The following is a 25541-nucleotide window of genomic DNA, read 5'->3' as shown; positions in this document are numbered from 1 at the left end:
CAGAGGGGGCGGAGCGGGCGTACGGTCGCGGCATGCCCACCTACACTGCGAAGCGGCCGCTCGACGGCGACGCCGACGAGTACTTCGACTACGTCTCCGACCCGGAGAACCTGCCCGCCTACTTCCCGCGGATGACCGAGGCGCACGAGCTGCCCGACGGCAAAGTGGAGACGACGGCCCACGTCGACGCCGACCACGACGGCACCGACGAGACCGTCACCTCCGAAGCGAACTTCGACGTCGATCACGCCGCCCGCGAGGTGCGCTGGTCTGCTCCCGGACCGCACGACTACCACGGCGCCCTGCGCCTCACCGACGACGGCGTCGAGCTCACCATCCACACCACGCAGGAGTTCGACGGGATGCAGCAGGCGCTCGACGGGTCGCTCCAGAAGATCGCCGAGAACCTGCGCGAGAAGGCCTGACCGACCGCACGCCATGTTCGACGGGTTCGAGATCGACGACATCGACGTCGGCGAGCGCGCGGACGGTGCGACCGGCCGTTGACCCGCGGGCCCGCGCGCGACCCGCCTCAGGCCAGCCGGCGGTACAGGCGGTTGCCCAGCGCCGCCAGGACGAACCCCGTCGCGACGATCGCCGCGACGCCGCCCGCGTAGGCGATGAACAGGTGCTGGGTGCCGGACTGCGCCGAGAAGTAGGTCACCAGCAGCGCGATGACCGAGCCGGCCGCGCAGACCGAGCCGATCCAGACCAGCGGCCACAGCTTGCTCCGCACCGGCGGCTCGGCACCCGGCAGGCGCAGCCAGGAGAGCACGATCCCGGCGAGGCAGCCCCAGAACGCGACCACCAGCATCCCGGCCACCACATCGCTCGGCCGGTGCCACTGCTCCACGAGAGTGGATGCGCCGGCAGCAATCGCGAAGACCGATCCGACGACCGCCGCCACCGGCCGGAGGCGCGGCGACGCGACCAGGAAGACGACCAGGGCCGCAGACGCGGCGACGGCGGTGTGACCGGAGGGGAGCGAGTTGGACAGGCCGACATCCACGCCCTTCTCGGGCCGCGACAGGATGGTGTACTTCAGCACCTGCGTGCTCACGTTCGCCCCGATGGCCGCACCGACGGCGACCGCGAAGACCAGCCAGTTGCGCCGGACCAGCACGATCGCGATGGCCGCGACAGCCCCGATCACCACCGATGCGACCGGCAGCGCATTGAGGAACGTGTGCGCGAACTCGATCACGTCGCCCTTCCAGGCGTCCGCTCCGGCGAACGCGCGCTCATCGATCACCTGGCCGATGTAGCTCTGCACGAACACCACGTAGACCGCGACGAACGAGCCGGCGGAGACGAGCGCACCCCAGAGGAAGGGGAGGGTGCGGAGGCTCGATCGCATAGTGCATCCACCCTTCCACACACGACTCTGAGATTTCCGGACGAACGCCGAGGATGGGGAGGATGCGCTCAGCCGACGAAGCGGACGCCGGGTTCGCAGGCCGCCAACCGGTCACGCATGACCGCGACGGCCGCCGGGTTGCTGTCGACCAGGAGGAACCGCCTCCCGAGCGCCGACGCCACGGCGCCGGTCGTGCCGCTTCCCGCGAAGAAGTCGAGCACCCAGTCCCCCTCGCGGCTCGACGCCTGCACGATGCGCCGCAGCACGCCCTCCGGCTTCTGCGTCGGGTAGCCGGTCTTCTCGCGGCCCGTCGGCGACACGATGGTGTGCCACCAGACGTCGGTGGGGAGCTTGCCGAGCTGCGCCTTCTCGGGAGTGACCAGGCCGGGGGCCATGTACGGCTCGCGCTCGACCGCGGCGGAGTCGAAGTGGTACGCCGACGGGTCCTTCACGTAGACGAGGATCGTGTCGTGCTTGGCCGGCCAGCGGTTCTTCGGCTTCGCGCCGTAGTCGTAGGCCCAGATGATCTCGTTGAGGAACGACTCTCGGCCGAACAGCGCATCCAGCAGCACCTTGGCGTAGTGCGACTCGCGGTAGTCGAGGTGGAGGTACAGCGTCCCGTCGTCGGCGAGCACCCGCCAGGCCTCGATGAGCCGTGGCTCCAGGAAGCCCCAGTAGTCCTCGAAGCGGTCGTCGTAGCTGAGCAGATCGCCTTTGATGCGCTCGTAGCTGCGGCCCTTGAAGCCGATCACGCTGCCCGCGCCGCCCTCGGATCGCACCGAGGTGAGGGTCTGCCGCGCCTGCGGCCGCCCGGTGTTGAACGGCGGGTCCAGGTAGATCAGGCGGAACGAGGCGTCCGGGAGGTCGGCCAGCACCGCGAGGTTGTCGCCCTGAACGACGGTGCTGGGCGCATCCGGATGCCACAGCGGCGGGACTGCGGGAGCGGGCTGCGACATGCGACCATTCTCGCAGCGGAGAGAATGGACTGTGCACAACCTCGGCCTCCTCTTCGACGTCGACGGGCCCCTCGCGAGTCCCGTCACCCGTACCATCGCCATCCGCAGCATCGTCACCGATCTGGTCGCGATGGCGGCAGCGGGCGTCCCGATCGCGTTCATCACCGGGCGATCCGGCGACTTCATCCGCAACCAGGTGGTGACTCCGCTGTGCGACGCCGGCCTGGGCGACGCCCTCGACCAGCAGCGGGCGCGGATGTTCGGCGTGTTCGAGAAGGGCGGTGCCTGGGCGCCGATCACGGGCGAGGGGATGGGCGAGGTCACCGTGGACGAGACCGTCGCCTTCTCGCCGGAGGCCGTCGACGCGGTCCGCCGCCTGGTGCGCGACCGCTTCGCCGACACCATGTTCTTCGACGAGACCAAGCGCGCGATGATCTCCGTCGAGCAGCGCACGGATGTGGATGCCGACACCTACGCCGAGGCGCAGTCGCGCTTCCAGGACGCCGCCTTCGACGCGCTGACCGGACTCGGAGTCGGCCTGCGCTACGGCGACCGGGTGGCGCCGGACGCCGACGGCGCCGTGCCCTACCGGATCGACCCGACGATCATCTCGACGGACATCGAGTCGGTGCTGCTCGACAAGGACCGCGGTGCGCAGCGCGCCTTCGACTACTTCGCGGCGCGCGGGCCGCTCCCCCGCCGCTGGCGCTCGGTCGGCGACTCGCGCAGCGACTACAAGATGGCGGACTTCGTCCACGACGCGGGATACGACGTGGCGCACGTGGACGTGCGGCCCGCCGACGGCGTGCTCGACCGGCCGTACCAGGTGATCACGATCGGCGATGCCATCCACGACGACGCCGGTGCCGAGTTCCTGGCCCACTGGCGGCGCGAGCTCGGCCTCGACTGAGCGCCGCGCCCCTTCCGCCCGCCTCCCCCTCCGGCTTCGCGAACGGAGGAGACGAGCCGAGTTCCCGGTGCGGATGTCCTCCGTTTCCGTACTCTCTCGGCGCGTCGAGCATCCATCGCCTCCGTTTCGCGCGGCCTGCCACCGCAGCGATCTGGGTGCGGAAACGGAGGCGAAGCGGGGATGGGATGGGTGATTCGGCCAGAAACGGAGGGGCTGGCGGCCGAAACGGCCGGAAAATCCTCCGTTTACGCCAGCGCGCGGCAAGGGAGGAGAAGCGGCGACGGGAGGTGCGCGCGTCAGGCGAGTTCGCGCCCGCGGTTGCGGCGGCGGATCTCGCGGGGGGCGCGGCCGCCCAGGAACGAGCGGGCCGGGTCGACCAGGAAGCCCTGGCGCAGCGCCTCGCGCCCGACCAGCATCCGGAAGCCCATCTGATCGCGGTTGGTCAGCGTCGTCTCCGCTGTGACCGGCCGGCCGCCGAGCACGACGTCGAGCAGCACGACGATCCGCTCCTCCGTGTGACCGGACGAACTGCGCACCACGCGGCGGTCGTGCACCGGGCACTCGGCGGTGACCGCATCCCTGTCGGAGTCCTGCCACGGCTGCACCCGGAACCGCACGCGGTCGCCCGGCAGCTCCTCGATGTCGAAGGCGTGCAGGGACGAGCTGCGGGCTCCGGTGTCGACCTTCACCTTGATCCACGGCACGCCGATACCGGGAAGGCTCACCCACTCACGCCAGCCGACCATGTCGGTGGTTGGATGGAGGTCGGTCATTTCCCCATCTTCGCAGGAGCAGCCCCGTGAAACTCGCCATCCTCTCGCGCGCCCCGCACGCGTACTCGACGCAGCGGCTGCGCTCGGCGGCCGAGAACCGCGGTCACACGGTCAAGGTGCTCAACACGCTGCGGTTCGCGATCGACCTCTCCGGCGACGAACCGGACCTGCAGTACCGCGGCCGGCTGCTGTCCGACTACGACGCGATCCTGCCGCGCATCGGCAACTCGATCACCTACTACGGCACTGCCGTCGTGCGGCAGTTCGAGCAGATGGATGTGTACACGCCCAACACGGCGAACGGCATCACGAACTCGCGCGACAAGCTGCGGGCGACGCAGATCCTCTCGCGCCACAACATCGGGATGCCGCGCACGGCGTTCGTGAACAGCCGCGCGGACGTGCGCATGGCGATCGAGCGCGTGGGCGGTGCGCCGGTGGTCATCAAGCTGCTCGAGGGCACGCAGGGCATCGGGGTCATCCTGGCGCCGGAGGCGAAGATCGCCGAGTCGATCATCGAGACCCTCCACTCGACGAAGCAGAACGTGCTCATCCAGAGCTTCATCGCCGAGAGCCGCGGGCGCGACATCCGCGCGCTCGTCGTCGGCGACCGCGTGGTCGCCGCGATGCGGCGCGTGGCGAGCGGCGACGAGTTCCGGTCCAACGTCCACCGCGGCGGCACCGTCGAGAAGGTCGCACTCACCCCGGAGTTCGAGGAGGCCGCCGTCCGATCGGCGCAGATCATGGGACTGCGGGTCGCCGGCGTCGACATGCTCGAGGGCAAGGACGGCCCGCTGGTCATGGAGGTCAACTCCTCCCCGGGCCTCGAGGGGATCGAGCGGGCGACCGGGCTGGATGTGGCCGGGGCGATCATCGACTTCATCGACAACCAGGTGGCGTTCCCCGAGATCGACGTCCGTCAGCGCCTCACCGTCTCGACCGGCTACGGCGTCGCCGAACTGCTCGTGCACACCAACGCGGACCTCGTCGGCAAGACGCTCCGCGACTCCGGCCTCGGCGACCGCGACATCTCGGTGCTCACCCTGCACCGGGGCGCGTCCGTCATCCCGAACCCGCGCAGCGGCGTCGTTCTGGAGGCCGGGGACCGGCTGCTGTGCTTCGGCCGCCTCGAGGAGATGCGGTCGATGATCCCGGACCGCCGCAAGCGCCGCGCCAAGGTGCGGAAGCTGCCGAAGGAGGCGCAGGAGGCACTGACCGAGAGCGAGAGCGGAACCGCAACCGGGACGGAGTGAGCCGCCGCGTCGGCGTCAGGCCCGCTCCGCGGTCGTCCGGGCACGGACGTGCGCGCGCTCTCCCTGCGCGCCGAACAGCGAGAGCAGCTCGACCGCCCCGCCGGTCTCTGTCCCGAACCAGTGCGGCACCCGCGTGTCGAACTCGGCCGCCTCGCCGGGCTCCAGCACGACCTCCTCGTCGCCGAGCTTCAGGCGGAGGCGGCCGCTGAGCACGTAGAGCCACTCGTAGCCGTCGTGCGTCCGCTGCCGCGGAACCGTACGGGCGCCGGCCGGGATGACGATCTTGAAGGCCTGCAGCTCCGCGGCCTGCCGCGACAGCGGCAGCATCGTCATCCCGTCGCGCCGGATGGGCCGCGCGCGCACGCGCGGGTCGGCGGCGGGGGCGCGGACCAGCTCGTCGAGGGAAGTGCCGTAGACCCGCGCGAGGGGGAGCAGCAGCTCGAGCGTCGCCCGGCGTCGCCCGGACTCCAGGCGGCTGAGCGTGCTGGCCGAGATCCCGGTCGCCTCCTCGACCTCGGCGAGGGTGAGGCCGCGATCGTTGCGCAGGCGACGCAGGCGCGCTCCGGCGGCCGCGATGGCGTCTTCCGTGTCCATGGCCCCAGTTTGCCACTTCGGCAAGAAGAGTTGCCGATTCGGGGACACAGCATCGAAACTGGCGGCATGACGGACCACTGGGGACAGCAGGACGGGACGGCGGACGCCGTGGTGATCGGCGGCGGCGCGGCGGGGCTCAGCGGCGCGCTGATGCTGGCGCGCTCGCGACGGGACGTGCTCGTGATCGACGCGGGCTCGCCGCGCAACGCGCCCGCCGAGGGCGTCCACGGACTCCTCGGCCGGGAAGGGATGCCGCCGGCCGAACTGCTGCGGACGGGGCGGGACGAGGTGCGACGCTACGGCGGCCGCATCCTCGACGGCGAAGTGACGGACGCGGTGCGTGCGGGCGACGGATTCGTCGTCACCCTGAACGACGGCCGCACGATCGGGGCCCGTCGCCTGCTCGTGGCGACGGGGCTGCGGGACGTGCTCCCCGACATCCCCGGTCTCGCCGATCGCTGGGGACGTGACCTCGTGCACTGCCCGTACTGCCACGGCTGGGAGGTGCGCGACCGCGCCATCGGCGTCGTCGCGACCGGTGACGGCTCCGTCCATCAGGCGCTGCTGTTCCGGCAGCTCTCGGACGACGTCGTGTACCTGGCGAACGGTCACGAGCCCGATGACGCGGCCCTGGCCCGCTTCGACGCGCTGGGCATCCCCGTGGTCGCCGGACGCGTCGCCACGGTCGAGACGGCGGGCGACCGCATCACCGGCGTCCGGCTCGACGACGGCGCCGTCGTCGCCCGCGACGTGCTCGCCGTCGCGTCGCGGATGGAGGCGCGCACGCAGGGGCTCGCCTCCCTGGGGCTTCGCAGCGTCGAGCTTCCCGGCGGGATGGGCACCAGCATCCAGGCGGACGAGTTCGGGCGCACGGGCATTCCCGGCGTCTGGGCGGCGGGCAACGTCGCCGATGCCAAAGCGCAGGTCGGCGCGGCCGCGGCCGCCGGCGCGCTGGCCGGCGCCCAGATCAACGCGGAGCTCGTGATGGAGGACGCCGACCGCGCCGTGACGCTCAGACGATCGGCCGCTGCGGAGGCGCCGGCGGGTCGCTGACGGCCGGCTGCCCGACGGCCGAATGCGCGACCGCCCCGGCACGTTCGGCACGCCGGTAGTGCCGCAGCACGAGCCAGAGCGTGAGGATGCCGCCGGCCGCCACCACGATCAGCACGACGATGTAGAGGATGCCGGCCAGCGCGGTCACGGCCGATGCGGTCTGCGCGCTGAGACCGCCCGCGGTGGTGAGCTCCTCGATCGCCCGGCCGTTCGCGAGGAGGGCGATCACGGCGGCCAGGTCGCTCGCCGAGTCCCACAGCCCGTGCAGGACGGCGACGCCCACGTAGGTCACCACGATCCAGATCGAGAACCGGAAGCGGTCGCGGCCGCGCGCGGCGCCGAACAGCACCGCGCCGAGCACCGCCGTCCAGAGCACGTGCCCGACGGGGGCGAGGATCGCTCGCAGCACCTCGGTCTCCAGCAGGGAGACGAGGTCGATTCCGCGCGCCGTGATCGCGGCGTTGAATGCGTATCCGGCCGACTCGAAGGCGGCGAAGCCCGCACCGACCGTCGCACCGAGCAGCGCGCCCTGGGCGGCCGTCTTCGGCACGACCCGCCAGCCGATGATGACCAGCAGGATGCCCTTCACCAGCTCCTCGATGAGGCCGACCAGCAGGTACAGCCAGTAGCTCTGGTGCAGATTCACCTCGAGCAGCGAAGCGCCGAGCACACCGAAGATGCCGCCGATGAAGAACGCGAGCACGAGCTGCAGCGAGCTCACGCTGCCGCCGACGCGTTCGATGGCGAAGAGGACGACGCAGAACGGGACGAGGAAGCTGCCCAGCAGGATGAGCGTCGGGATCAGGTTGGTGTTGCCCGTCACGATCGTGACGACGATCGTCAGGATCCACAGTGCGAGGCCCGTGAGCAGCGTCTTCCACCACCAGCCGTGATGGTGGTGCGGGTGCGGTGCGGCCTCCGGGCCGCCCGTCCACGTCTGTGCTGTCATCCGACTCCCCTTCGCTCGATGCCGCGCCCACCGCCGACCGTGCGATCATCCTCCCACCGCGGCGGCCGCGCGCCCGATCAGGCGAGCGAACGGAAGCGCGCGACGCCCTCGGCGAGCAGCTCGCGGAGGTCGAGACCGCCGTCGGAGGCGATCCAGCGCTCGAACGCGAGCCGGAACGCCGCCATCGCGGCCTCGGCCGCGATGGCCGCCTCCTCCGGCTGAAAGCCGCGCGCCGCGAGCGCGGTCGCGGAGGCGGACGCCACCGTCGCGAGCTTGAGCAGCTCGCGCTCCTGCAGGCTCGCATTGGCCGCGATGACGGCCGCGCGGCGACGTGCGAACGTCGGGTCGGGATTGCCTGCGATGAAGGCCGCCGCGGCATCCATCCCGGCGGCGGCGACGGCGAACGCGGTCGGGCCGTCCGGCTGGGCGGCGATGGCATCCAGCACCGTCTCCTGGAACGCGGCCGAGCCGGCGAACAGCACCTCGCGCTTGTCGGCGAAGTGGCGGAAGAAGGTGCGCTCGGTCACGCCCGCGCGCGCAGCGATGTCGGCCACCGTCGTCTGCTCGTATCCCGGGTCGAGGTAGAGCTCCAGCGCGGCGCGCCCGAGGCGGCCTCGTGCGTCCGGCTCCCAGCGTCCCATAGGACCAGTGTAGTGATGACAGTTGCTGACATGAGTGCTACGCTGACGTCAGTCTCTGACATCGTCGGCCGTTCGACCGGCAGAGACGTGCGAAAGGAGCACATCATGCGGGTATTCATCACAGGAGGATCGGGCTGGATCGGGTCGGCCGTCGTCCCGGAACTCCTCGCCGCTGGGCACGAGGTCCACGGGCTGGCCCGATCGGACGAGTCCGCCGCCCGACTCCGCGCCGCCGGCGTCGAGCCGATCGTCGGCGGGCTGGGCGACCGGGAGGTGCTGCGCGCCGCCGCCACCGCGTCCGACGCCGTGATCCACCTGGGCTACAACCACGACTTCGGCGACCAGGCCGGCGCCGGCCGCACCGAACGCGCCGCCATCGAGACCTTCGGCGACGCCCTCGCCGGCACCGGCGCTCCGCTGCTCTTCGCCTCGGGTGTCGCCTTCGTCGCGCCCGGCCAGGTCGCCACCGAGGAGGTCCTCGCGCCGTTCGCCGGGCCGGACGCCCCGCGCGGCGGCGCGGAGGAGCTGGCGTTCGGGTTCGTCGACCGCGGCATCCACCCGGTCGCCGTGCGCTTCGCTCCGACCGTGCACGGCGCGGGCGACCACGGGTTCATCGCCGAACTGGTGCGCGTCGCACGCGAGAAGGGCGTCTCCGGCTACGTCGGAGACGGTGCCGGCCACTGGCCCGCGGTGTACCGCGGGGATGCGGCCCGCCTGGTGGCCCGTGCCCTCGAGAACGCGTCCGCCGCGACCATCGTGCACGCCGTGGGAGAGCAGGGCGTGCGCACCCGCGACATCGCCGAGGCGATCGGCGCAGGGCTCGGGCTGCCCGTCGCCTCGATCGACCCCGACGATGTCGGAGAGCACTTCGGCTGGATCGGGCGGATCTTCGCCCTCGACCTCCAGGCCTCCAACGAGCTCACCCGGCGCCGCTTCGACTGGGAGCCGACGGGCTCGTCCCTCCTCGAGGACCTCGCCGCCGGCTCCTACTTCGCCCGCGCCGCCGCCTGACCCCCGCCCGCGAGGTGCTCGCGGGCGCGAGCACCTCAGGGGGTCGCGGACGGAGGCGGAGGGGTGGACGGCGCCGGAGGGGTGGACGGCGCCGGAGGGGTGGACGACGGCGGAGTCGACGATGCCGGCGGCGCGGTGGTGCTCGGGTTCACCAGCACGTCGTCGAACGTCGCCTTCTCCGCCGCCGACCGCTGGTCCCATCCGGGACGCCTGGCCGCATAGAAGATCAGCGGGGGAACGCCCAGCAGGATGACGATCGCCGCGACCAGGGCCGGGTACGCCCATCCCGGTGCACCCGCCGCGAAGCCCGAAGGCGGCACGAAGCCGAGGGCGAACGCCGCGAGGCAGGCGAGGAAACCGATCGTCGCGATCAGGCCCATCGCTGGCGTGCGGTAGGTGCGCGTGACGCCGGGCTGGGTTCGGCGGAGCCGCATGGCCGCCGCGAACATCATCATGTACATGATCAGGTAGAGCGCCGCCGCCATGTCGACCAGCAGGATGAACGCCGTGTTGATGTTCGGGACGAAGATGAACAGCGCGGCGAGCAGGGTGACCACGATCCCCTGCACGTTCAGGATGCCGACCTGCACGCCCGCCTTGTTGCGGCGCTGCAGGAACGGCGGCAGGTAGCCCGAGCGGGCAGCGGCGAGCAGGCCGCGCGACGGCCCGGCGATCCAGGTGACCACCGAGGCGAACGCCCCGAGCGCGATCAGCAGGGAGATCAGCGGGGTCGCCCAGGCCATCCCCCAGGTGTCGAAGTAGGTCTGGAACGCCAGGTTGATGCCGGTGGTGAGCCCGAGCTCGGACGACGGCACCGCGACCGCGATGGCGACGGTCGGGAAGATGAAGATCCCGAGGATGAGGATCGATGCGATGAGCACCGTCTTCGGGTACCCCTTCCCCGGGCTCTTCAAATCGTTCGCGTGGACGGCGTTGACCTCCATGCCCGCGTAGGCCAGCACGTTCGACACGATCAGCACGATCGAGGCGATGCCGGTGAACGGCGGGATGATCGCCGACGCCTCGAGCGGGGTCTGACTGGGCTGGCCCGACCCGAGCCAGATCGCGCCGAACACGATCAGCAGGAGGCCGGGGAAGATCGTTCCCGCCAGGCCCGACCACGATCCGACCTTCGCGAAGAGGTTGCCGCCGCGCAGCGTGATGAACGTCGAGAACCAGTAGATGACGAGGATCACGATGGCGGTGTAGAGGCCGGAGTTCGCCAGGTTCGGGTCGAGGAACACGAACGCCAGCGACGCGGCGATGAACGCGATCTGCGTCGGGTACCAGACCACGTTCTGCACCCATTGCAGCCAGATCGCCTGGAACCCCCAGCGCTCGCCGAACGCCATCCGCACCCAGGTGAAGACGCCGCCCTTCCAGCCGGTGGCGAGCTCCGCCGCGACGAGCGCCACCGGGATCAGGAAGAAGATCGCCGGGATGATGAACAGCGTCACCGAGCCCAGGCCGTACCCGGCCATGGCGGGGAGGCTGCGCAGGGAGGCGACGGCGACGACGGTGAGCATGGCCAGCTGGGTGATGCTCATGAACTTGGTCGCCGTCGTGCCCGGCGACCCGATCGCCGGCTTGTGCGCCACCGAGGCGAAGGGGTGCGGCTTGACGTGATCGGGCCCGGGCGCCGGCGTGCCGTCGGCTCGGGTGTGCCCCGAGGTCGCCTTCTTGGGCTCGCTGGTTGCAGTCATGGTCTTCTCCCGCTCATCTGGGGGCGCTCTGCGCCGGGTCTCGTTCGCCGGTCCGGCGGTCAGTGGGTGAAGGAGGCCGTCTGGCCCTCCGTCGGCATCGGGCCCTCGAGCTGATCGAGGTACTCGACGGCCTCGCGGATGTCGCCGATCAGCGACTCCGCCAGGTTGCGGCTCAATCCGTTGCGGACGACGATGCGCTGCACGGTCAGGTCGCTGAGGTCGTCGGGCATCGGATAGGCGGGGATCAGCCATCCCTTCAGCCGCAGCCGCTCCGAGAGGTGGTACAGGTTCCAGTTCTCGGTGTGGCCCTTCTTCAGCTGCCACGCGAAGACGGGGATGTCGGAGCCGTCGTTCCACAGCTCGAACGCGGGCATCGTGGCGATCTCCCCGGAGAGGTAGAGCGCCACATCCTGCGACGCCTTCTGCACGCGGTAGTAGCCGTCGAAGCCGAGCCGCAGGAACAGGTAGTACTGCAGCAGCACCTGGGCGCCCGGCCGCGAGAAGTTCAGCGCGAAGGTCGGCATGTGGCCGCCGAGGTAGGTGACGTCGAACACCAGATCGGCCGGCAGATCCTCGACGGTGCGCCAGACCACCCAGCCGAGGCCCGGGTACACCAGGCCGTACTTGTGTGCGGAGGTGCTGATCGAGACGACCCGGTCGACGCGGAAGTCCCACGACAGCTCGGGCTGCAGGAAGGGCGCGATCATGCCGCCGGAGGCACCATCCACGTGGATCTTGATGTCGAGTCCCGTGTCGGCCTGGATGCGGTCGAGGGCCTCGGAGATCTGCGCGACCGGTTCGTACATCCCGGTGTAGGTGACGCCCATGATGGCGACGACGCCGATGGTGTTCTCGTCGACGTACTTCTCGAGCTCGTAGCCGTCGAGGACTTTGTGGTCGAGGCTGATCGGCACGTAGCGGGCCTCGACATCCCAGTAGTTGCAGAACTTCTCCCAGCACACCTGGACGGCGCTGGAGAGCACGAGGTTGGGCTTGTCGGTGGGCTTGCCCTCAGCCCTCCTGGCCTGCTGCCAGCGCCGCTTCAGCGCCAGGCCGCCGAGCATGCACGCTTCGGAGGAGCCGATGGTGGAGGTGCCGATGGCCTTCTCGGGGTCAGGAGCGTTCCACAGTCCGGCGATCATCTTCCAGCAGCGCGTCTCGATCGCGGCGGTCTGCGGGTACTCGTCCTTGTCGATCATGTTCTTGTCGGCCGACTCCGAGTACAGCCGCGCGGCGTGGTCGTCCATCCAGGTCCCGACGAAGGTGGCCAGGTTCAGCCGCGCGTTGCCGTCGAGCATCGACTCGTCGTGGACGATCTGGTAGGCGGTCTCCGGCAGCGATTCGTTGTCGGGGATGCGGTCCACCGGCAGATCGGTGCTCTCGCCCGGGCGGGCGAAGATGGGGTTGAGCTGGGTGCGGTCGCTGATCCCCGTGTAGGCGGTCGTCGGCAGGTGCGATGCCGCCGCCCGCTTCTTCGACTCTGAGATGGTCATTCGCTTCACTCCTCGGACGGCGCGGGCACCGGCTCGCGCAGTGGACGTTCGCTTCTCCGTCGTCCGGCCGATCGGACCCCGACCGGGCCGGACAGCGTCACCGTAACGAGGCCGCGTTTCGGCGCGCTAGACAGTTCTCGCGGTTTCCGCCGCAGGGGCTCCGCGAAGCGGCGTCGGAATCTGGCGCCGGGCGTCAGGCGCCGGAGCGCTTGAGCGTGCCGATGGTGGAGCCGCTGCCGTCGAGGACGGTCATCGTGTCGCCGGAGACGTTGCCCGTCGCGGCCTTGCTCAGCCAGGTGTCGACGTTCTCGCACGCCATGAGCGTTGCGGCGATGGGCCCGAAGGTGATCTCGTCGCCGTCGATCTGGCCCTTGCCCGAGAGGGTGTTGCAGCCGTCGGAGCCGGCGAAGGTGCCGTCGTTCTGGATGTCGAGGTTGGGCTGGCCCGCCGAGGTGGAGCCCCATCGACCCACCACCGCCTGGCCGCTCGGGGTGCCGGCGCAGCCGGCGAGCAGCAGGACCGCGGCCGCGACCACGGTCAGGCGGTGCATCCGTCGCTGGCGCAGCATGATCCCTCCCCGGCTTCTGGCCGCCAGAGTAGCGCCGGAGCCGCGGTGGGCGACAGGGGGAATCGATCCTCAGTCGGCCGGGGCGAGCACCTCGTCGACGATGGCGAGCAGTTCGGGCCGGGCGAGGATGCGGAAGTGGCCGCCGACGTCCAGTTCGATGTTGCGGGCGCCTTCGAGCCTGCTGCCGGCCGGGACGTGCGGGTCGAACCAGCCCCAGACGGAGACGATCTGCGCGTTCACCGCCCGGTTGAGCGCGAGCCTCAGCACGCCGGGGGACGACGGCATGAGGGCCCGGACGCTCGAGACCGGGATGAAGCGGGCGAGCGACGAACCGCCGAACGGCGTGGCCACGGCGACCGTGGTGCGGATGCGCGGCCCGGAGTCCGGCATCCCCATCAGGTACTTGGCGATCAGGCCGCCCTTGCTGTGCGCGACGATCACGACGTCCGTGAGGTCGTGATCGTCGAGGTGGCGCTGCACGAGCGCCGCCGCCTGCGGCACCGACATGCGGTTGTCCTCGAGGGCGGTGACGACGTGCACGGGGTGGCCGGAGGCGTGGATGTGCTGGGCGAGCGGGCGGAGGAAGCGCCACGTCTCGAAGATGCCCGGGATGAGCACCACCGGCGCACGGTGTCCCTCGCCGGCCACGAGCCCGTCGGGCGTGCTGCGGTCGAACGCGGCGCGCAGCTGGTGACGCCCGGCGTAGAGCCAGTCCAGCGCGAGTACGCCGGCGCGGCGCAGCAGCGTGCGTCTCATCGAGGGACCCGCACGAGCCGGGTGATCAGGGCGGCGGTCCGCCAGGGGGCGCGGTGCATCACCACGTGGGCGGCCGCCGGGATGCGGGCGGCCTCCCCGCCGGTGCGTCGTGCGAGCTCGGAGACCCAGTGGTCGCGCGCGATCGGGTCGCGCGCGCCGCGGACGACCACGGTCGGCACCTGGGCGTGCTCCAGCTCCTCCTCGATGCGGTACTCCAGCATGGCGGGCAGCGTAGCGAGATACCAGGCGAGTCCGCAGTGCAGATAGTCGCCGACGACGATGCGGTTGGCGCGGCGATCCTCCCGCAGGGTGTCGAACGCGAGGAGGGCGCCGGCCCTCAGCGGATTGCGGTCCTGCGGCGCCATCACGGGATCGAGCAGCGCGAGCGCCTGGACGAGGTCGGGCCGGCGGGCGGCCAGGCAGACCGCGACCTGGGCCCCCATCGAATGGCCGACCACGATCGCGTCCGCGATTCCGGCGTCGTCGAGCAACGCCGCCAGGGAGTCGGCGAAGTCGGCCATGGCGAGCGGGTGGCCCGGCCGGAACGGCTTCGCCTTCCCGAACCCCGGCAGGTCGATGGCGACGACCCTCCCCTCGCCGGCGAGCGCCGGCACCAGCCGCTCGAAGTACCGCGAGCTGACCCCGATCCCGTGCACCAGCAGGAAGACGGGACCATCGCCTCCGGTGTCGACGGTGACGACGGAGCGCGCGGTCGGAGCGGGGGCGGGGCGGTCGTCGATCACGCCCCCACGCTACCCGCGCGCCGGCCGCTGCCGTCGCGCGGGACCCCGGGCGGGACCCGGTTGAAAACCGGCGCGAGCGGGGTAGCTGTGGAGAGGGACTAGCCCGGACGGGAACGGAAGGAGTACCACAGGATCATGCCCGCATCGCAGGAGCTGCCCTCCACCCTCGAGCGCTCCGAGAAGCACGCCCAGGCCCTCTGGTCGAAGGCGCACGACTCGGCGGTCGAGGAGTACGGGGAGGGCGAACGGGCCCACCGCACCGCCTTCGCCGCACTCAAGAACGAGTACGAGAAGGTCGGCGACCACTGGGAGCGCAAGGCCGAGAACGGGCCGTCCGACCGCAAGGCGGCCGGCGGCCGCGACACGGACGCGCCGACCGAGGAGGGGGTCGACGCGAACGCGTCGAAGACCCACCTGCTCGACATCGCCAAGCGCCTCGACATCCGCGGCCGGACGCGCATGACGAAGGACGAGCTGGTCGACGAGATCAAACGCGCCAACCGCCGCAAGACGGCGGCATCACGAAAGAAGGGCTAGCCATGGGCGACGTGCTCGCGTTCATCGGATGCTTCATCCTGTTCCTGGTGGGGATCTTCCTGCTGGGGCTCGCCGACACCCTCCCGGCGTGGCAGGGTCTGGTGTTCTTCGCGGGCATCGTCTGCATCGCGCTCTCCTTCGGGATCCCGGTCGGCGTCCTCGGCCGTACCGAATAACGAACGTCCGTCCCGGCGGCCTCCTCGCCGTACCCTCCGTTTCCTCAGGGGGGCGGGGTAGCGTTGGCGGATGGCTGACTTCTCCCGGCTGCACAGCCAGACCTGCGATCCGGCGGAGGCCGACGCGCTGGTCGCCGCCGGTGGCGGTCGCTTCGCCTTCGCATCGGAGCCGGACGCCGGCTTCTCCTTCGAGGTGGACCAGGCCATCGACGCCTCCTTCTCCGTCGCCCGCTACGAGATCGGCGGCGAGTGGGAGAGCTCCGGGGGATTCGATGACCTCGTCATCGCCAACGTGGTCAGCGGCACCTACTTCTGGGAGATCGACGGCGACCGGGCCTCCGGAACGCGCGCGCCGTTCCTCGTGCGCCCGGGCCACGACCTCAGCTGCTCCTCCGAGAACAGCGAGGTCGTGAACATCTTCCTCTCGCCCACCACGCTGCAGGACGTCGCCAGGACCACCTTCGCCGACGACGACCTGACCGTCGTCTTCGACTCCGCCCAGACGCGGAGCGCCCGCCACTCCGAATACATGCTCACCGCCGCGACCGTCGCCGCCGAGTACATGGAGTCGGGAACCTTCCGGCATCCGCTGGTGCGCGCAAGCCTGTTCCACACGCTCTCGCTGGCCGCCCTCAACTGCTTCCCGCTGAGCACCGATCCCCGGGAGCGGGCGCAGACGCCCGCCGCGCAACTCGACTCCTATCGCCGCGCGGTGCGCTTCATCGACGACTACGCCTCCCTGCCCATCACGGTGACCGACATCGCCGGGGCGTCCGGCGCGACGATCGCGCAGCTCCACGCCGCCTTCCGCACCAACGCGGGGACGACGGCCCAGGGCTACCTGCAGCAGGTGCGGCTGTCGGCGGCGCACACCGAGCTCCAGGTGGCCGACCCCGCCACGGTCGACCTCGCCGACCTCGCCGGACGCTGGGGTTTCGCCGACCTCGACCGCTTCGCCCGCCGCTACCGCGAGACGTACGGCCGGCATCCCGCGGCCCTGCAGTCCTAGCTTCCTCCGTCGAGACGTGAGTGGTTGCCGCAATCCGCGGCGAGTGGTGACCAGATGCCGCAACTCGGGGGCGTACCCCGGGATGCGGGAGCGCGCAGCCCCCTGGACGCGTGCGGGTGGAGTGGTTGCGTGGAGGTATGCCAGAGAACCAGTACACCTTCGACAACCCCGTCGACCGCTACCCCGCCATCTCGCCCGACGAGGAACAGGTGCCGGAGCCCGGACTCGAGAGCGACCTGAGCCCGCGCGCCGACCTGGGCGAGGACAGCTACGTCGGCAGCGGCCGCCTCACCGGCCGCAAGGCCATCGTGACCGGAGGCGACTCCGGGATCGGCGCTGCCGCCGCGATCGCCTTCGCCCGCGAGGGCGCCGACGTGGCGATCGTGTACCTCCCGGAAGAGGAGGAGGACGCGCAGCGCGTCGCCGGCCTGATCCGCGATGCCGGCCGGACCGCCGTCGCCATCCCCGGCGACCTCAAGGAGCGCGCGTTCAGCGACGAGATCGTGAAGAGGACGCTCGACGAGCTCGGCGGCATCGACATCCTCGTGAACAACGCCGGGAAGCAGATCGCGGCGGAGAGCCTCACGGACATCCCCGACGACCAGTTCGACCACACGATGAAGACCAACGTGTACGCGATGTTCTGGCTGACGCGCGCAGCGCTCCCGCACCTGCCCGCGGGCGCGACGATCATCAACACCACGTCGATCCAGGCGTACCAGCCGGGCGAGCAGCTCGTCGACTACGCGACGACGAAGGCCGCGATCAACGCCTTCACGAAAGCCCTCGCGCAGCAGCTGGCGCCGAAGGGCATCCGCGTGAACGCCGTCGCACCCGGACCGATCTGGACCCCACTTCAGGTCAGCAAGGGGCAGCCCGCCGAGGCGATCCCGGAGTTCGGCCAGCAGACCCCGCTCGGACGACCCGGACAGCCGGCCGAACTCGCGCCCGCGTACGTCTTCCTCGCGTCGCCCGAGTCGAGCTATGTCATCGGCGAGACGCTCTCCGTCACGGGCGGCATGCCCACTCCGTGAGTCGGAACGGTCAGCGCGCGGTCGGCCGCCCCGTCCGGAACGCTTCGACGACATCCCTCGGGATCTGACCGCGCGCGCCCACCTCGACGCCGTTCGCCCGCGCCCACTCGCGGATCGCGCGGCGCTCGTCGGCCGAAGGAGGGGCGTCTGAACCGGGTGCGGCGTTGCGGCCGGCCGCCTCGATCCATTTGGCGAAGTCGGCGCGCAACTGCTCGGCGTGCTCGGAGGACAGATCGATCACGTACTGCGCCCCCGAGAGGGAGAACTCGATGGTCTCGCCCTCGCCCTCCGGGATCACGGACTGATCGAGGTCGTCGATCAACTGATAGGTGACTCGCTTCGCCATGTCCATCCCGCCGCTTCGCCGATCGGATGCACCCGCGGGTGCGCTTGTCGCGAAGCCTATCGGGGAGGCGGCCGTCAGCGACCGCTGACGTGCGCCCTCCGCTGAGCCCGGATCACCAGGGGCAGCACGACCCAGATCACGATCAGCACGACGAAGACGCAGCCGGCCGCGATCACCCCGGCGGGCGGTGCGAGCAGGAAGTCGACGATGAACAGCACGATGCCCGTGAACAGCAGGGATGCCGCGGCCAGGCACACGATGAGGAGCTTGCTGCCGAGACCGACCAGCTCGGTCTTCGCCTTCTGCCGGAACAGCAGGCGGTGCAGGGCGACCGGCGCGAGCGCCAGGAGCGTCACGGTCACCGCGAGGAAGACGAGCACGAGGTAGACGACGACGTCGAACGGCGCCAGCTGCTGGAAGCGCTGCTGGAACGGCAGCGTCAGCAGGAAGGCGGCGAGGATCTGCGTGCCGGTCTGGAAGACGCGGAACTCCTGCAGCAGCTCGTTCCAGTTGCGGTCGGCGCGCTGGGCCGTCGTCTCGTCGCGACCGTCGCCCGGGTCGGCGTCCTGGCCCTCGCCCTCCGGCGCGTCCCACACCTCGGGGTACTCCGTCATGCAGGAACCTTAGCCGTTGTCGCTGTCACCCTCAGTGGTCGGTGCGGAAGTGCGCCGCCTTGTGGCTGCCGTCGCAGAACGGCTTGATCGTCGAGATGCCGCAGCGGCAGAGCGCCACCGTGCGCCGGTGCTGCTCGATGGGCGTGCCGTCGGGGGTCGTCAGATCGATGTGCCCGCGCACGAGCAGCGGGCCGTCCGGGCATGCGACGATCACCGGCTGCTCCTCGTGGGCGGTCATGCGGCCACCGCCAGCGGCTGACGGAGCGAGCTGCGACCCGCCTCGAAGCTCTCCAGCAGGTGCTGCGCGGCCAGGCCGTCCACGTACAGGCAGGCCGCGGCGCCGAAGACGATGTCGGGCAGGAGCTCGGGATGCTGCTCCGCCAACCCGCCCGCGAGGTCGCGTCCGGCGATCTGCTCGTGCACCGCATCCGCCTCGACGTGCTCGTCGTAGTACCAGGTCACGTCGTCGTCGTGGCCGAGCCGCCGGAAGCCGTTGCCGTAGAAGCGGTTCGGGATGGACGAGGTCATCTCGAAGGCGGCGAGGTGGCCCGTGATCGCGCCGCGGAGGCTGCGGTTGAGGCCGAACATCGACATCATCGTGAACGACGCGAGGGTGATCGCCGGAACGTTGTCGACGTAGGCGCCGTAGCCGTCGTCCAGTCCGAGGCCGCGCATGGTGCGTCCGAAGATCTCCGCGTGGATGCGGTCGGGTCGCCCGGCTCCGTACTCGTCGGACTGCACCTCCACCAGCGCGGCCTTCGCCCGGCCGGTGAGGCGCGGGATGGCCCAGGAGTGCGGGTCCGCCTCCTTGCGCGTGTAGATGGAGCGGTGGATGACGAACTCCACCGCCTGCTCCTCCGTCGCCTTCTTGGCGAGGAACCGCGAGAGGCTGGGGCCGCCGTCCTCGGAGGTCAGCTCGAACAGGTATGCGGCGACGGCGTCCGCGTTCGCCGCCGGCAGCTCGCCGACCGGGATGCGGCGGCGCAGCTGGCTCTCGAAGACGCGCTCGATGGTGCGACGGGTGCGCAGCAGCTCCGGGTTCCACTCCCACTCGTCGTCGGCATCGACGGTGTCGCCGTAGTGCAGCCCGTAGAGCAGGAAGAGGGTCAGCTGGAGGTCCTCGTCGGTGAGCAGGTCGGGGTGCGCTGCGAGCGCGGCGGCGGCGTTCCCGGTGAACCGGACGACGTCGTCCGATGCGGCGGAGGGCTCGGCCTTCAGCGCGTCCAGCAGCGCCTCGCTCACCGGCCCCCGCGGGGTGATGCGTGGTGTCATACCTCCACGGAACCGGGGGCGGCAGGCGCGGTCAAGTGGTTGCCTGAGCGGCGCTTCGGTGCATGTGGCGGCGGCGGAGGACCCGGAGCGGAGTCGCAGCACGCAGGAGCCGGCCGTCCGAGTAGCGGACGCCGCCGCGCACCCGCGCCCCCACGGCGAGCCAGGCGCAGACGGCGCGCTCCGCCAGCCAGGCCGGAGCCCACAGCGAGGCGGTCGCCGGGAACAGGCGACGGCCCCCGGCCCGGCGGCGCCCCACCTCGGCGAGCGCAACGACGGCGAGCACGCCGGCCAGCAGGCGCCGCGGTCGCCGAGCGGAAGCGAGCGCGAGGGGCAGCACGGCCAGTTCCGCCACCAGCCGCGCGGGCTGGGCGAAGTCGTCGTACGCCTGGCGCACACGCTGCCGCAGGAAGTGGCCGAGCTCGGGCGGCCGCCGGACCACGCCGATCCGATCCGCCGCGATCACCCGGCCTCCCGCCGCCCGGACGGTGCGGATGAGCTCGAGGTTTTCGAAGAGCACGTCGCCGTCGTACCCGCCCGCGTCGAGGACGAGCGAGCGTCGGACGGCGAGCGTGCCAGGATAGTCATGGCCCAAGGCGCGGTTCAGGAGGCTGCGCCCGGTGTCCCAGCGTGCGTGCCAGGGCGCGGGGTCGAACACGTTCTGGGGACGCACCAGGTCGGCGGCGTCGAGCATCCCCACGACGGCGCGGAGTGCTCCGTCGTCGTACCGGACGTCGTCGTCGGCCAGGACGACGCGGTCGTGCCGTGCGGTGCGGAGCCCCGTCATCACACCGGCCACCTTGCCGTTGTGCCCCGGCCACGGCTCAGCGGGGAGGTGGCGGACGCCCGCAGGGAGCGCGTGCGCGTGCGCGCGGAACCGCTCCGGCTCCGATCCGTCGACCACCGTGACGTCGACGAGGTCGCGCACCCCCGTCAGATACCCGACCAGCTCGGCCAGCCCGGCATCATCCGCCCACCGGAGCGGCAGCACGTATTCGGCGTCGAGTCTCATCCGGCCGCCGTCAGACCTGGGCGGCGTCGAAGCGCGATCGGCCGATGGTTCACGCCGAGGACTGTACGCGCGCGGTGCGCGAGCGACGGCTTTCCGCTGGGGTGCCGCCCCTCCTACATGTCGGGGGCCGTTCTCACGGGGGCGTCCGGGCGGAATCCCGCGGTCGCCTCCTCGTACGTGGTGTGCCTCCTGGCGGGATGCGAATCCACCGGCGGAGGCACGTCGGTCCGGCTCAGCGCGTGCAGCACCAGCTTCTCCACCAGGGCGGCTGCTGTCGTCTCGCGTGAGCGTGCGATCCGGACCAGGGCGGCGTACTCCTGCTCGCCGAGGCGGATCGTGAGGGGCATCCCAGCCGGGGCGCGGCCCGGCCCGTGAACGGACGCCGGTTCCGTCAATTCGGCGCTGTGAGATTCCTTCATGTCCGAAGCCTTGCACAAGAGAGCGCTCTCCTCTGCTAGTGGATTTGTTCGCACCACGCACAGAGCTCCCGCGGGGCCGTTGCACTACGGCGGCGTCACCGGGGAAGATCGTTTCGGTCGTTCGCCGATGCCGTCCCGTTCCCCCCGGTCCACGGCGGTGTCAGCGCAACGTCTCAGCGGCGGGATCCTGGTCTTCGGGTGGCCAGGATCCCGCCGCCATCAGTCGCAGGCCCTCCTCCAGACGCCCGACGACATCCGTCGGTGCGACGAGGTCTGCGCCGAACGAGAGCGCCATCGCGGCCGACGCGGCCGCCCCGACGATGCGGTGGATGCGCGGATCCGACGCACGCTCACCCAGCGCCAGCTGCGACGACTCCGCCGCCGCGGTCAGCGCGGCCCGGAGGCGCTCGCGCTCCGCCTCCGACGGCGCCCCGTCGGAGAGAACGGCCACGGCATCGCGCAGCGCCGGCTCGACGAGTGTGCGCAGGATCGCGTCCGGGTCGAGGCTCCTCTGCTTCTTCAACGCCGAGTCCAGCGTCGCGAGCAGCGCCGCCGGGGTGAACGGCTTCGCGAGGAAGGAGGCGCCGTCGCGCTCCACCGACGCCCGCGCCGATGGCCCCGGCAGCATCCCGCTCATCAGGACGATCGCCGCATCGGGCTGCTGCTCGGCCACGAGCCGGGCGATCCGCTCGCCCGGGACGCCGGGCATCATGATGTCGGTCACGACCGCGTCGAACCGCCTGCCGGCGACCAGCAGCTCCAGCGCCTCCGCACCGCGCGCGACCTCCGTCACGAAGCCGTTCTGGTCGAGCGTCTGCCGCACCAGCTCGCCGATGGCGGCCTCGTCGTCGACGACGAGAACGCGGCGGCCCTCCCCGCGCGGTGCCGCCGGCGCGCGCGTGAAGGGACGCCCGCCTCCCTCGCCGCGTGCACCGGGGAGGACGAAGGCGACCGAGGTGCCGGCGCCGGGCGCCGTCTCCAGTTGCAGCTCGCCACCGTGCGCCGTGACGATGGCCGCGGAGGTGGGCAGCCCGAGGCCCGTGCCGGTCTCCTTCGTCGTGAAGAACGGCTCCAGGATGCGCCCGGCCGTGCGTTCGTCCATCCCGCACCCCGAGTCGCGCACCTCCAGGCGGACTCCGTCGGCGTCGGCCGCCGCCCGAACGGTCAGCGCCCCGCCCTCCGGCATGGCGTCCCGCGCATTCGCGATCAGGTTGACCAGCACCTGGAACAGCTCCGTGTCGTCGCCGGTCACGGCCGGGAGCTCGCCGGGCGCATCCACCACGAGCTCGATGGCGGGCGGCAGCGTCTCGCGGCAGAACCGCTCCACCTCGCGCAGCAGGGCCACCAGGTCGACCGGCTCCCGGCGCCCCTCGGAGCCGCGCGCGAACGAGAGCACCTGGCGGATCATCCCGGCACCGCGCTGCGCCGCCGCGTCCAGCGTGTCGAGGAGCTCGCGCCTGCGCGCATCCTGCTCGTCCTGCCGCAGCAGCTGCACCGACATGAGGATCGGGGTGAGGACGTTGTTGAGGTCGTGCGCGATGCCGCCGGCGAGCGTGCCCAGGCTCTCCAGCCGCTGTGTGCGGATGCGCTGCTCCTCCTGCCGGCGGTACTCGGTGATGTCCGAATTGACGGCGAAGACGGTCACCTCGCCGTCCTCTCCACGCGAGAGCTGCCAGCGGCAGTCGGCGATCAGCTGCGACCCGTCGACGCGGCGCTGCCGCAGCTCCCCCACCCAGTACCCGTCGCGCATCAGCGCTTCGGTGGCCGCGTCGAACTCCGCCGGGTCGTCGTACAGCAGTTCGCGCACCGAACGGCCGACCGCCTCGGTGGCGGGGATGCCGTAGATCGCCTCCGCTCCGCGGTTCCAGTACCGGATGACCCCGTCCAGGTCGCGCACCAGGATCGCGTCGCGCGCCGCGTCCAGCAGGGCGGCCTGCGACGCCACCCGACGCGTGTACTGCTCGAGGGTGCGCCGGGCCTCCTGATCCTCGGTCACATCCCGGACGATGATCGCGATGCCCTCCTCGGTGGGATGCGCATCCACCTCGAACCAGCACCCCCACTTCGGCGAGAACGCGCGGGCGCTGCCGGCGATCCCGCGATCCATGGCGTCGCGGTAGATGCCCTCGAACGCACTGCCGAGGGCCGTCGGGAACATCTCCCACACGGTCCGGTCGCGCAGCCGCGCCTCGTCGATCCCGCCGAGCTCCAGTGCCCAGGAGTTCGCGAACGTGAACCGCCAGGAGCGGTCGACGAAGCCGATGGCGTCGTGCACCTGATCGAGCGAGCTGCGCAGCAGGCGCGCCATCGCCCGCTGCTCCTCGCGGTGACGCACGAGCGCGGTGACGTCGTGGAACGCGCCGTGGATGCGGACCACGTCGCCGTTCTCGTTGCGCTCCGGCTCGCCCACCAGGTGCGCGTGGACCAGCCGACCGGTCGCATCGACGATCGTGGCCCGCACATCCAGCGGGACGCCGTGCGTTGCGGTGCGCTGGAACGCGGTCCGCACCGCCCGCCGGTCCTCCGGCTCGAACAGCGCGAGCTGCTCGGCGTCCTCCGGAACCCGGCCGGGCTCCATCCCGAGCAGACGGAAGAGCTCTTCGCTCCATTCGACGCGGCCGGTCGTCACGTCGACCGCCCAGCCGGCGAACCCGGCGATGCGGGCCGCCATGCGGACGAGGGCCTCGTTGCCTGCGGCCTCCGCGGCGGACCGCTCCACGTCCCCGATGTCGCGGGCGATCGAGAGCACGGCGGCCACCTCGCGGTCGGTGCCGCGCAGCGGGATGATCGTCACATCCAGTGAGCGGATGAGGCCGTCGGGTGTGACCACGCGCGTGACGTAGCGCCGGTTCTCCCCGGCGAGGGCCTCCTCGAACCGCGCGAGAGTGTACGCGAGGGAGTCCGGGTGCAGGAGGCGAGCGAACGACATCCCGGTCAGCTCCTCGGCCGGATACCCGGTCAGGGCGGCGAGCGCGCTGTTGCACTCGACGAAGGTGCCGTCGACGTCGACGACGCACACGCCGTCGGGGTGCCCGTGGAACAGGGCATCCAGGCCGTTCAGCCGCAACGCGTCGGACGGAGTCGTCTGCGACGCACGAGATGGCTTCGGCTGGGGCATGGGGGGATTGTAGGCGGACTTTCGGGCCTACACTGACGGCCATGGGCACGGAAACCCCGGGCCGGGAGGTCCTCGCGGTCGCTGACGACCCGCTCTCCTGCGGATGTTCGCTGCGCGAACGCCCGCGCCTCCTCGGCCGCCCGCGGCGCGGCAGCCTTCGACCGATACTGGTCAGGAGCGGCTGCCTGACCCGAACTGCTGAGCCCGCTGCGTGGCGTCCACCTCTGGGACGGTGACACAAGGGGCAGGAGCCAGAACCATGACCGATACATCCGCGCGAACACGGACTTTGCGCGCCGTGGTGGCCGACGACGACGTCTTCACGGCGTCGATGGTCGCCTCCGCCCTGCGGTCGACCGGCATCGAGACCGCTCAGGCGACGAGCGCCGCCGACGCCTGGGAGATCATCGCGAAGGTCGAGCCGAACGCCGTCGTGACGGACCTCGACTTCGGCGGAGGGGACTCGGGCGCGGAGCTGCTGTGGCGCGTCCACCGGGAGCAGCCCTGGGTCGGCCTCGTCGTGCTCACCTCGCACCTGTCGCCGCAGCTCGCGGTCGGCGACGGCACCCTGCCGCCCTCGGTCGTGTACCTCGTGAAGTCGCAGGTGAAGGACGTGGATGTGCTGGTCGCGGCGGTCGACGCCGCGATCGTCGGCGGCGACCACCAGCCGGCCGAGCCGGACGACGACGTCCGTACGGTGACGCGTGCGCAGGCGGAGGTGCTGCGCCTGGTCGCCTCCGGCGCATCCACCCGGCGTATCGCCGCCGAGCGCGGGACGAGCGTCCGCGCGGTCGAGACCATGCTGGGCCGCCTCTACACGGCGCTCGGAGTGGACGCGGACGAGCAGGCCAACCCGCGGGTCACCGCCGCGCGGCTGTGGCAGCAGGGCCGGGTGCGGATCCGCTAGCGGCCGATCCCCCGCCATCGGCCTTCCTCCCGCCCCGGCCTCCGCCTGCCTCCCTCCGCCCTGCCTCCCTCCGCCCTGCCTCCCTCCGCCCTGCCTCCCTCCGCCCTGCCTCCCTCCGCCCTGCCTCCCTCCGCCCTGCCTCCCTCCACCCTGCCTCCCTCCGCCCTGCCTCCCTCCGCCCTCGCCGCAAACGGAGGTGGACGCGCGAGGAAGCAGCCCGGTGTCCTCCGTTTCCCGCGACACACCGGGCGCGCATGACGCGGCGCCTCCGTTTCCCGCAGCGACGGAAAGGGAGGAACTGCCACACGACACACCGGAAGGCAGCGTCGAACGGAGGCGG

General features: G+C 71.4%; 28 protein-coding genes. 10 read left to right on the top strand and 18 right to left on the bottom strand.

Annotation, left to right across the window (positions count from 1 at the left end):
- Positions 1-32 precede the first annotated feature (32 nt).
- Complete coding sequence (locus tag BLW09_RS00135) at positions 33-425, top strand: SRPBCC family protein (protein WP_089916451.1); 393 nt, start codon at positions 33-35, stop codon at positions 423-425.
- Between the two features lie 107 nt (positions 426-532).
- Here the strand turns inward: BLW09_RS00135 and BLW09_RS00130 are convergent, their stop codons facing one another.
- Together BLW09_RS00130 and BLW09_RS00125 are read right to left on the bottom strand one after the other, a co-directional pair.
- Positions 533-1357: a phosphatase PAP2 family protein gene (locus BLW09_RS00130; RefSeq protein ID WP_089907026.1), complete on the bottom strand. Its 825-nt coding sequence runs from the start codon at positions 1355-1357 to the stop codon at positions 533-535.
- A gap of 68 nt (positions 1358-1425) precedes the next feature.
- Entirely contained in the window at positions 1426-2313 is an 888-nt protein-coding gene (locus BLW09_RS00125; protein ID WP_089907024.1) for a DNA-methyltransferase, read from the bottom strand.
- A 31-nt stretch (positions 2314-2344) separates the two neighbouring features.
- Here BLW09_RS00125 and BLW09_RS00120 point away from each other — a divergent pair, with 31 nt between their 5' ends.
- Positions 2345-3223, top strand: a complete 879-nt coding sequence (locus BLW09_RS00120; RefSeq protein ID WP_089907021.1) for a hypothetical protein — start codon at positions 2345-2347, stop codon at positions 3221-3223.
- Positions 3224-3519: 296 nt separating this feature from the next.
- Here the strand turns inward: BLW09_RS00120 and BLW09_RS00115 are convergent, their stop codons facing one another.
- On the bottom strand, positions 3520-3996 hold the full coding sequence (locus tag BLW09_RS00115) for an ATP-dependent zinc protease family protein (RefSeq protein ID WP_089907019.1): 477 nt from the start codon (positions 3994-3996) through the stop codon (positions 3520-3522).
- A 26-nt stretch (positions 3997-4022) separates the two neighbouring features.
- On the opposite strand from BLW09_RS00115, the gene rimK reads away from it, so the two are divergent.
- The gene (rimK, locus tag BLW09_RS00110; protein ID WP_089907017.1) at positions 4023-5249 is read left to right on the top strand and encodes a 30S ribosomal protein S6--L-glutamate ligase; all 1227 of its coding nucleotides are present in this window, start codon (positions 4023-4025) and stop codon (positions 5247-5249) included.
- Between the two features lie 15 nt (positions 5250-5264).
- Here rimK and BLW09_RS00105 read toward each other — a convergent pair whose 3' ends face one another.
- Positions 5265-5843, bottom strand: a complete 579-nt coding sequence (locus BLW09_RS00105) for a helix-turn-helix domain-containing protein (protein ID WP_089907015.1) — start codon at positions 5841-5843, stop codon at positions 5265-5267.
- A gap of 66 nt (positions 5844-5909) precedes the next feature.
- On the opposite strand from BLW09_RS00105, the gene BLW09_RS00100 reads away from it, so the two are divergent.
- Positions 5910-6896, top strand: coding sequence for an NAD(P)/FAD-dependent oxidoreductase (locus BLW09_RS00100; protein WP_089907013.1), 987 nt, complete (start codon positions 5910-5912; stop codon positions 6894-6896).
- On the opposite strand, the gene BLW09_RS00095 is transcribed toward BLW09_RS00100, so the two are convergent.
- Together BLW09_RS00095 and BLW09_RS00090 are read right to left on the bottom strand one after the other, a co-directional pair.
- Positions 6856-7845 (bottom strand): PrsW family intramembrane metalloprotease, encoded by a 990-nt coding sequence (locus BLW09_RS00095; RefSeq protein WP_089907011.1) that lies wholly within the window; start codon positions 7843-7845, stop codon positions 6856-6858. The two genes, BLW09_RS00100 and BLW09_RS00095, sit on opposite strands and share 41 nt — an antisense overlap.
- A gap of 77 nt (positions 7846-7922) precedes the next feature.
- Positions 7923-8486, bottom strand: a complete 564-nt coding sequence (locus BLW09_RS00090) for a TetR/AcrR family transcriptional regulator (RefSeq protein WP_089907010.1) — start codon at positions 8484-8486, stop codon at positions 7923-7925.
- A 105-nt stretch (positions 8487-8591) separates the two neighbouring features.
- Here BLW09_RS00090 and BLW09_RS00085 point away from each other — a divergent pair, with 105 nt between their 5' ends.
- Complete coding sequence (locus tag BLW09_RS00085) at positions 8592-9497, top strand: SDR family oxidoreductase (RefSeq protein WP_089907007.1); 906 nt, start codon at positions 8592-8594, stop codon at positions 9495-9497.
- A 35-nt stretch (positions 9498-9532) separates the two neighbouring features.
- Here BLW09_RS00085 and BLW09_RS00080 read toward each other — a convergent pair whose 3' ends face one another.
- The 5 genes from BLW09_RS00080 to BLW09_RS00060 form a co-directional block, all read right to left on the bottom strand.
- Positions 9533-11200 (bottom strand): amino acid permease, encoded by a 1668-nt coding sequence (locus BLW09_RS00080; protein ID WP_089907006.1) that lies wholly within the window; start codon positions 11198-11200, stop codon positions 9533-9535.
- Between the two features lie 59 nt (positions 11201-11259).
- Entirely contained in the window at positions 11260-12693 is a 1434-nt protein-coding gene (locus BLW09_RS00075; protein ID WP_089907004.1) for a glutamate decarboxylase, read from the bottom strand.
- 193 nt (positions 12694-12886) lie between these two features.
- Positions 12887-13261 (bottom strand): META domain-containing protein, encoded by a 375-nt coding sequence (locus tag BLW09_RS00070; protein WP_231946955.1) that lies wholly within the window; start codon positions 13259-13261, stop codon positions 12887-12889.
- Between the two features lie 69 nt (positions 13262-13330).
- Positions 13331-14017, bottom strand: coding sequence for an esterase/lipase family protein (locus BLW09_RS00065; RefSeq protein ID WP_172824154.1), 687 nt, complete (start codon positions 14015-14017; stop codon positions 13331-13333).
- Positions 14014-14760: an alpha/beta fold hydrolase gene (locus BLW09_RS00060; protein WP_089906999.1), complete on the bottom strand. Its 747-nt coding sequence runs from the start codon at positions 14758-14760 to the stop codon at positions 14014-14016. Before BLW09_RS00060 ends, BLW09_RS00065 begins: the two co-directional genes overlap by 4 nt.
- Before the next feature lie 135 nt (positions 14761-14895).
- Here BLW09_RS00060 and BLW09_RS00055 point away from each other — a divergent pair, with 135 nt between their 5' ends.
- The 4 genes from BLW09_RS00055 (at position 14896) to BLW09_RS00045 (ending at position 17516) form a co-directional block, all read left to right on the top strand.
- Positions 14896-15297 (top strand): ChaB family protein, encoded by a 402-nt coding sequence (locus BLW09_RS00055; RefSeq protein WP_089906997.1) that lies wholly within the window; start codon positions 14896-14898, stop codon positions 15295-15297.
- A gap of 2 nt (positions 15298-15299) precedes the next feature.
- Positions 15300-15473, top strand: coding sequence for a hypothetical protein (locus BLW09_RS19020; RefSeq protein WP_172824153.1), 174 nt, complete (start codon positions 15300-15302; stop codon positions 15471-15473).
- 70 nt (positions 15474-15543) lie between these two features.
- The gene (locus tag BLW09_RS19230) at positions 15544-16482 is read left to right on the top strand and encodes a helix-turn-helix transcriptional regulator (RefSeq protein WP_089906994.1); all 939 of its coding nucleotides are present in this window, start codon (positions 15544-15546) and stop codon (positions 16480-16482) included.
- A gap of 137 nt (positions 16483-16619) precedes the next feature.
- Entirely contained in the window at positions 16620-17516 is an 897-nt protein-coding gene (locus BLW09_RS00045) for a glucose 1-dehydrogenase (RefSeq protein WP_089906993.1), read from the top strand.
- Positions 17517-17526: 10 nt separating this feature from the next.
- On the opposite strand, the gene BLW09_RS00040 is transcribed toward BLW09_RS00045, so the two are convergent.
- From BLW09_RS00040 to BLW09_RS00010, 7 genes are all read right to left on the bottom strand, one after another.
- Entirely contained in the window at positions 17527-17862 is a 336-nt protein-coding gene (locus BLW09_RS00040; RefSeq protein ID WP_089916445.1) for a histone-like nucleoid-structuring protein Lsr2, read from the bottom strand.
- A 74-nt stretch (positions 17863-17936) separates the two neighbouring features.
- On the bottom strand, positions 17937-18476 hold the full coding sequence (locus BLW09_RS00035; protein ID WP_089906991.1) for a DUF6328 family protein: 540 nt from the start codon (positions 18474-18476) through the stop codon (positions 17937-17939).
- 31 nt (positions 18477-18507) lie between these two features.
- Positions 18508-18714: a CDGSH iron-sulfur domain-containing protein gene (locus tag BLW09_RS00030; RefSeq protein ID WP_089906989.1), complete on the bottom strand. Its 207-nt coding sequence runs from the start codon at positions 18712-18714 to the stop codon at positions 18508-18510.
- The gene (locus BLW09_RS00025) at positions 18711-19748 is read right to left on the bottom strand and encodes an iron-containing redox enzyme family protein (protein ID WP_442911281.1); all 1038 of its coding nucleotides are present in this window, start codon (positions 19746-19748) and stop codon (positions 18711-18713) included. The genes BLW09_RS00030 and BLW09_RS00025 overlap by 4 nt, the downstream gene beginning before the upstream one ends.
- A gap of 31 nt (positions 19749-19779) precedes the next feature.
- Positions 19780-20757: a glycosyltransferase gene (locus BLW09_RS00020; protein ID WP_089906985.1), complete on the bottom strand. Its 978-nt coding sequence runs from the start codon at positions 20755-20757 to the stop codon at positions 19780-19782.
- 113 nt (positions 20758-20870) lie between these two features.
- Complete coding sequence (locus tag BLW09_RS00015) at positions 20871-21176, bottom strand: hypothetical protein (protein WP_089906982.1); 306 nt, start codon at positions 21174-21176, stop codon at positions 20871-20873.
- 160 nt (positions 21177-21336) lie between these two features.
- A complete protein-coding gene (locus BLW09_RS00010; protein WP_089906980.1) occupies positions 21337-24294 on the bottom strand; it encodes a hybrid sensor histidine kinase/response regulator in 2958 nt (985 codons plus the stop codon).
- Between the two features lie 259 nt (positions 24295-24553).
- Between BLW09_RS00010 and BLW09_RS00005 the strand changes: the two genes are divergently transcribed.
- Positions 24554-25201: a response regulator gene (locus BLW09_RS00005; RefSeq protein WP_089906978.1), complete on the top strand. Its 648-nt coding sequence runs from the start codon at positions 24554-24556 to the stop codon at positions 25199-25201.
- Positions 25202-25541 lie beyond the last annotated feature (340 nt).

The sequence above is a fragment of the Leifsonia sp. 21MFCrub1.1 genome (assembly GCF_900107895.1).
Lineage (GTDB): Bacteria > Actinomycetota > Actinomycetes > Actinomycetales > Microbacteriaceae > Leifsonia > Leifsonia soli.
Note: the sequence above shows the minus strand (reverse complement) of the source record. Positions and strands in the feature narration are given on the sequence as shown.

Bases quoted from the DNA above. Each gene is read 5' to 3' on its own strand.
- BLW09_RS00135 (WP_089916451.1), top strand. From the start codon at position 33: ATGCCCACCTACACTGCGAAGCGGCCGCTCGACGGCGACGCCGACGAG.
- BLW09_RS00130 (WP_089907026.1), bottom strand. From the start codon at position 1,357: ATGCGATCGAGCCTCCGCACCCTCCCCTTCCTCTGGGGTGCGCTCGTC.
- BLW09_RS00125 (WP_089907024.1), bottom strand. From the start codon at position 2,313: ATGTCGCAGCCCGCTCCCGCAGTCCCGCCGCTGTGGCATCCGGATGCG.
- BLW09_RS00115 (WP_089907019.1), bottom strand. From the start codon at position 3,996: ATGACCGACCTCCATCCAACCACCGACATGGTCGGCTGGCGTGAGTGG.
- BLW09_RS00105 (WP_089907015.1), bottom strand. From the start codon at position 5,843: ATGGACACGGAAGACGCCATCGCGGCCGCCGGAGCGCGCCTGCGTCGC.
- BLW09_RS00100 (WP_089907013.1), top strand. From the start codon at position 5,910: ATGACGGACCACTGGGGACAGCAGGACGGGACGGCGGACGCCGTGGTG.
- BLW09_RS00095 (WP_089907011.1), bottom strand. From the start codon at position 7,845: ATGACAGCACAGACGTGGACGGGCGGCCCGGAGGCCGCACCGCACCCG.
- BLW09_RS00090 (WP_089907010.1), bottom strand. From the start codon at position 8,486: ATGGGACGCTGGGAGCCGGACGCACGAGGCCGCCTCGGGCGCGCCGCG.
- BLW09_RS00085 (WP_089907007.1), top strand. From the start codon at position 8,592: ATGCGGGTATTCATCACAGGAGGATCGGGCTGGATCGGGTCGGCCGTC.
- BLW09_RS00080 (WP_089907006.1), bottom strand. From the start codon at position 11,200: ATGACTGCAACCAGCGAGCCCAAGAAGGCGACCTCGGGGCACACCCGA.
- BLW09_RS00075 (WP_089907004.1), bottom strand. From the start codon at position 12,693: ATGACCATCTCAGAGTCGAAGAAGCGGGCGGCGGCATCGCACCTGCCG.
- BLW09_RS00070 (WP_231946955.1), bottom strand. From the start codon at position 13,261: ATGCTGCGCCAGCGACGGATGCACCGCCTGACCGTGGTCGCGGCCGCG.
- BLW09_RS00065 (WP_172824154.1), bottom strand. From the start codon at position 14,017: ATGAGACGCACGCTGCTGCGCCGCGCCGGCGTACTCGCGCTGGACTGG.
- BLW09_RS00055 (WP_089906997.1), top strand. From the start codon at position 14,896: ATGCCCGCATCGCAGGAGCTGCCCTCCACCCTCGAGCGCTCCGAGAAG.
- BLW09_RS19020 (WP_172824153.1), top strand. From the start codon at position 15,300: ATGGGCGACGTGCTCGCGTTCATCGGATGCTTCATCCTGTTCCTGGTG.
- BLW09_RS19230 (WP_089906994.1), top strand. From the start codon at position 15,544: ATGGCTGACTTCTCCCGGCTGCACAGCCAGACCTGCGATCCGGCGGAG.
- BLW09_RS00045 (WP_089906993.1), top strand. From the start codon at position 16,620: ATGCCAGAGAACCAGTACACCTTCGACAACCCCGTCGACCGCTACCCC.
- BLW09_RS00040 (WP_089916445.1), bottom strand. From the start codon at position 17,862: ATGGCGAAGCGAGTCACCTATCAGTTGATCGACGACCTCGATCAGTCC.
- BLW09_RS00035 (WP_089906991.1), bottom strand. From the start codon at position 18,476: ATGACGGAGTACCCCGAGGTGTGGGACGCGCCGGAGGGCGAGGGCCAG.
- BLW09_RS00030 (WP_089906989.1), bottom strand. From the start codon at position 18,714: ATGACCGCCCACGAGGAGCAGCCGGTGATCGTCGCATGCCCGGACGGC.
- BLW09_RS00025 (WP_442911281.1), bottom strand. From the start codon at position 19,748: ATGACACCACGCATCACCCCGCGGGGGCCGGTGAGCGAGGCGCTGCTG.
- BLW09_RS00020 (WP_089906985.1), bottom strand. From the start codon at position 20,757: ATGAGACTCGACGCCGAATACGTGCTGCCGCTCCGGTGGGCGGATGAT.
- BLW09_RS00015 (WP_089906982.1), bottom strand. From the start codon at position 21,176: ATGAAGGAATCTCACAGCGCCGAATTGACGGAACCGGCGTCCGTTCAC.
- BLW09_RS00010 (WP_089906980.1), bottom strand. From the start codon at position 24,294: ATGCCCCAGCCGAAGCCATCTCGTGCGTCGCAGACGACTCCGTCCGAC.
- BLW09_RS00005 (WP_089906978.1), top strand. From the start codon at position 24,554: ATGACCGATACATCCGCGCGAACACGGACTTTGCGCGCCGTGGTGGCC.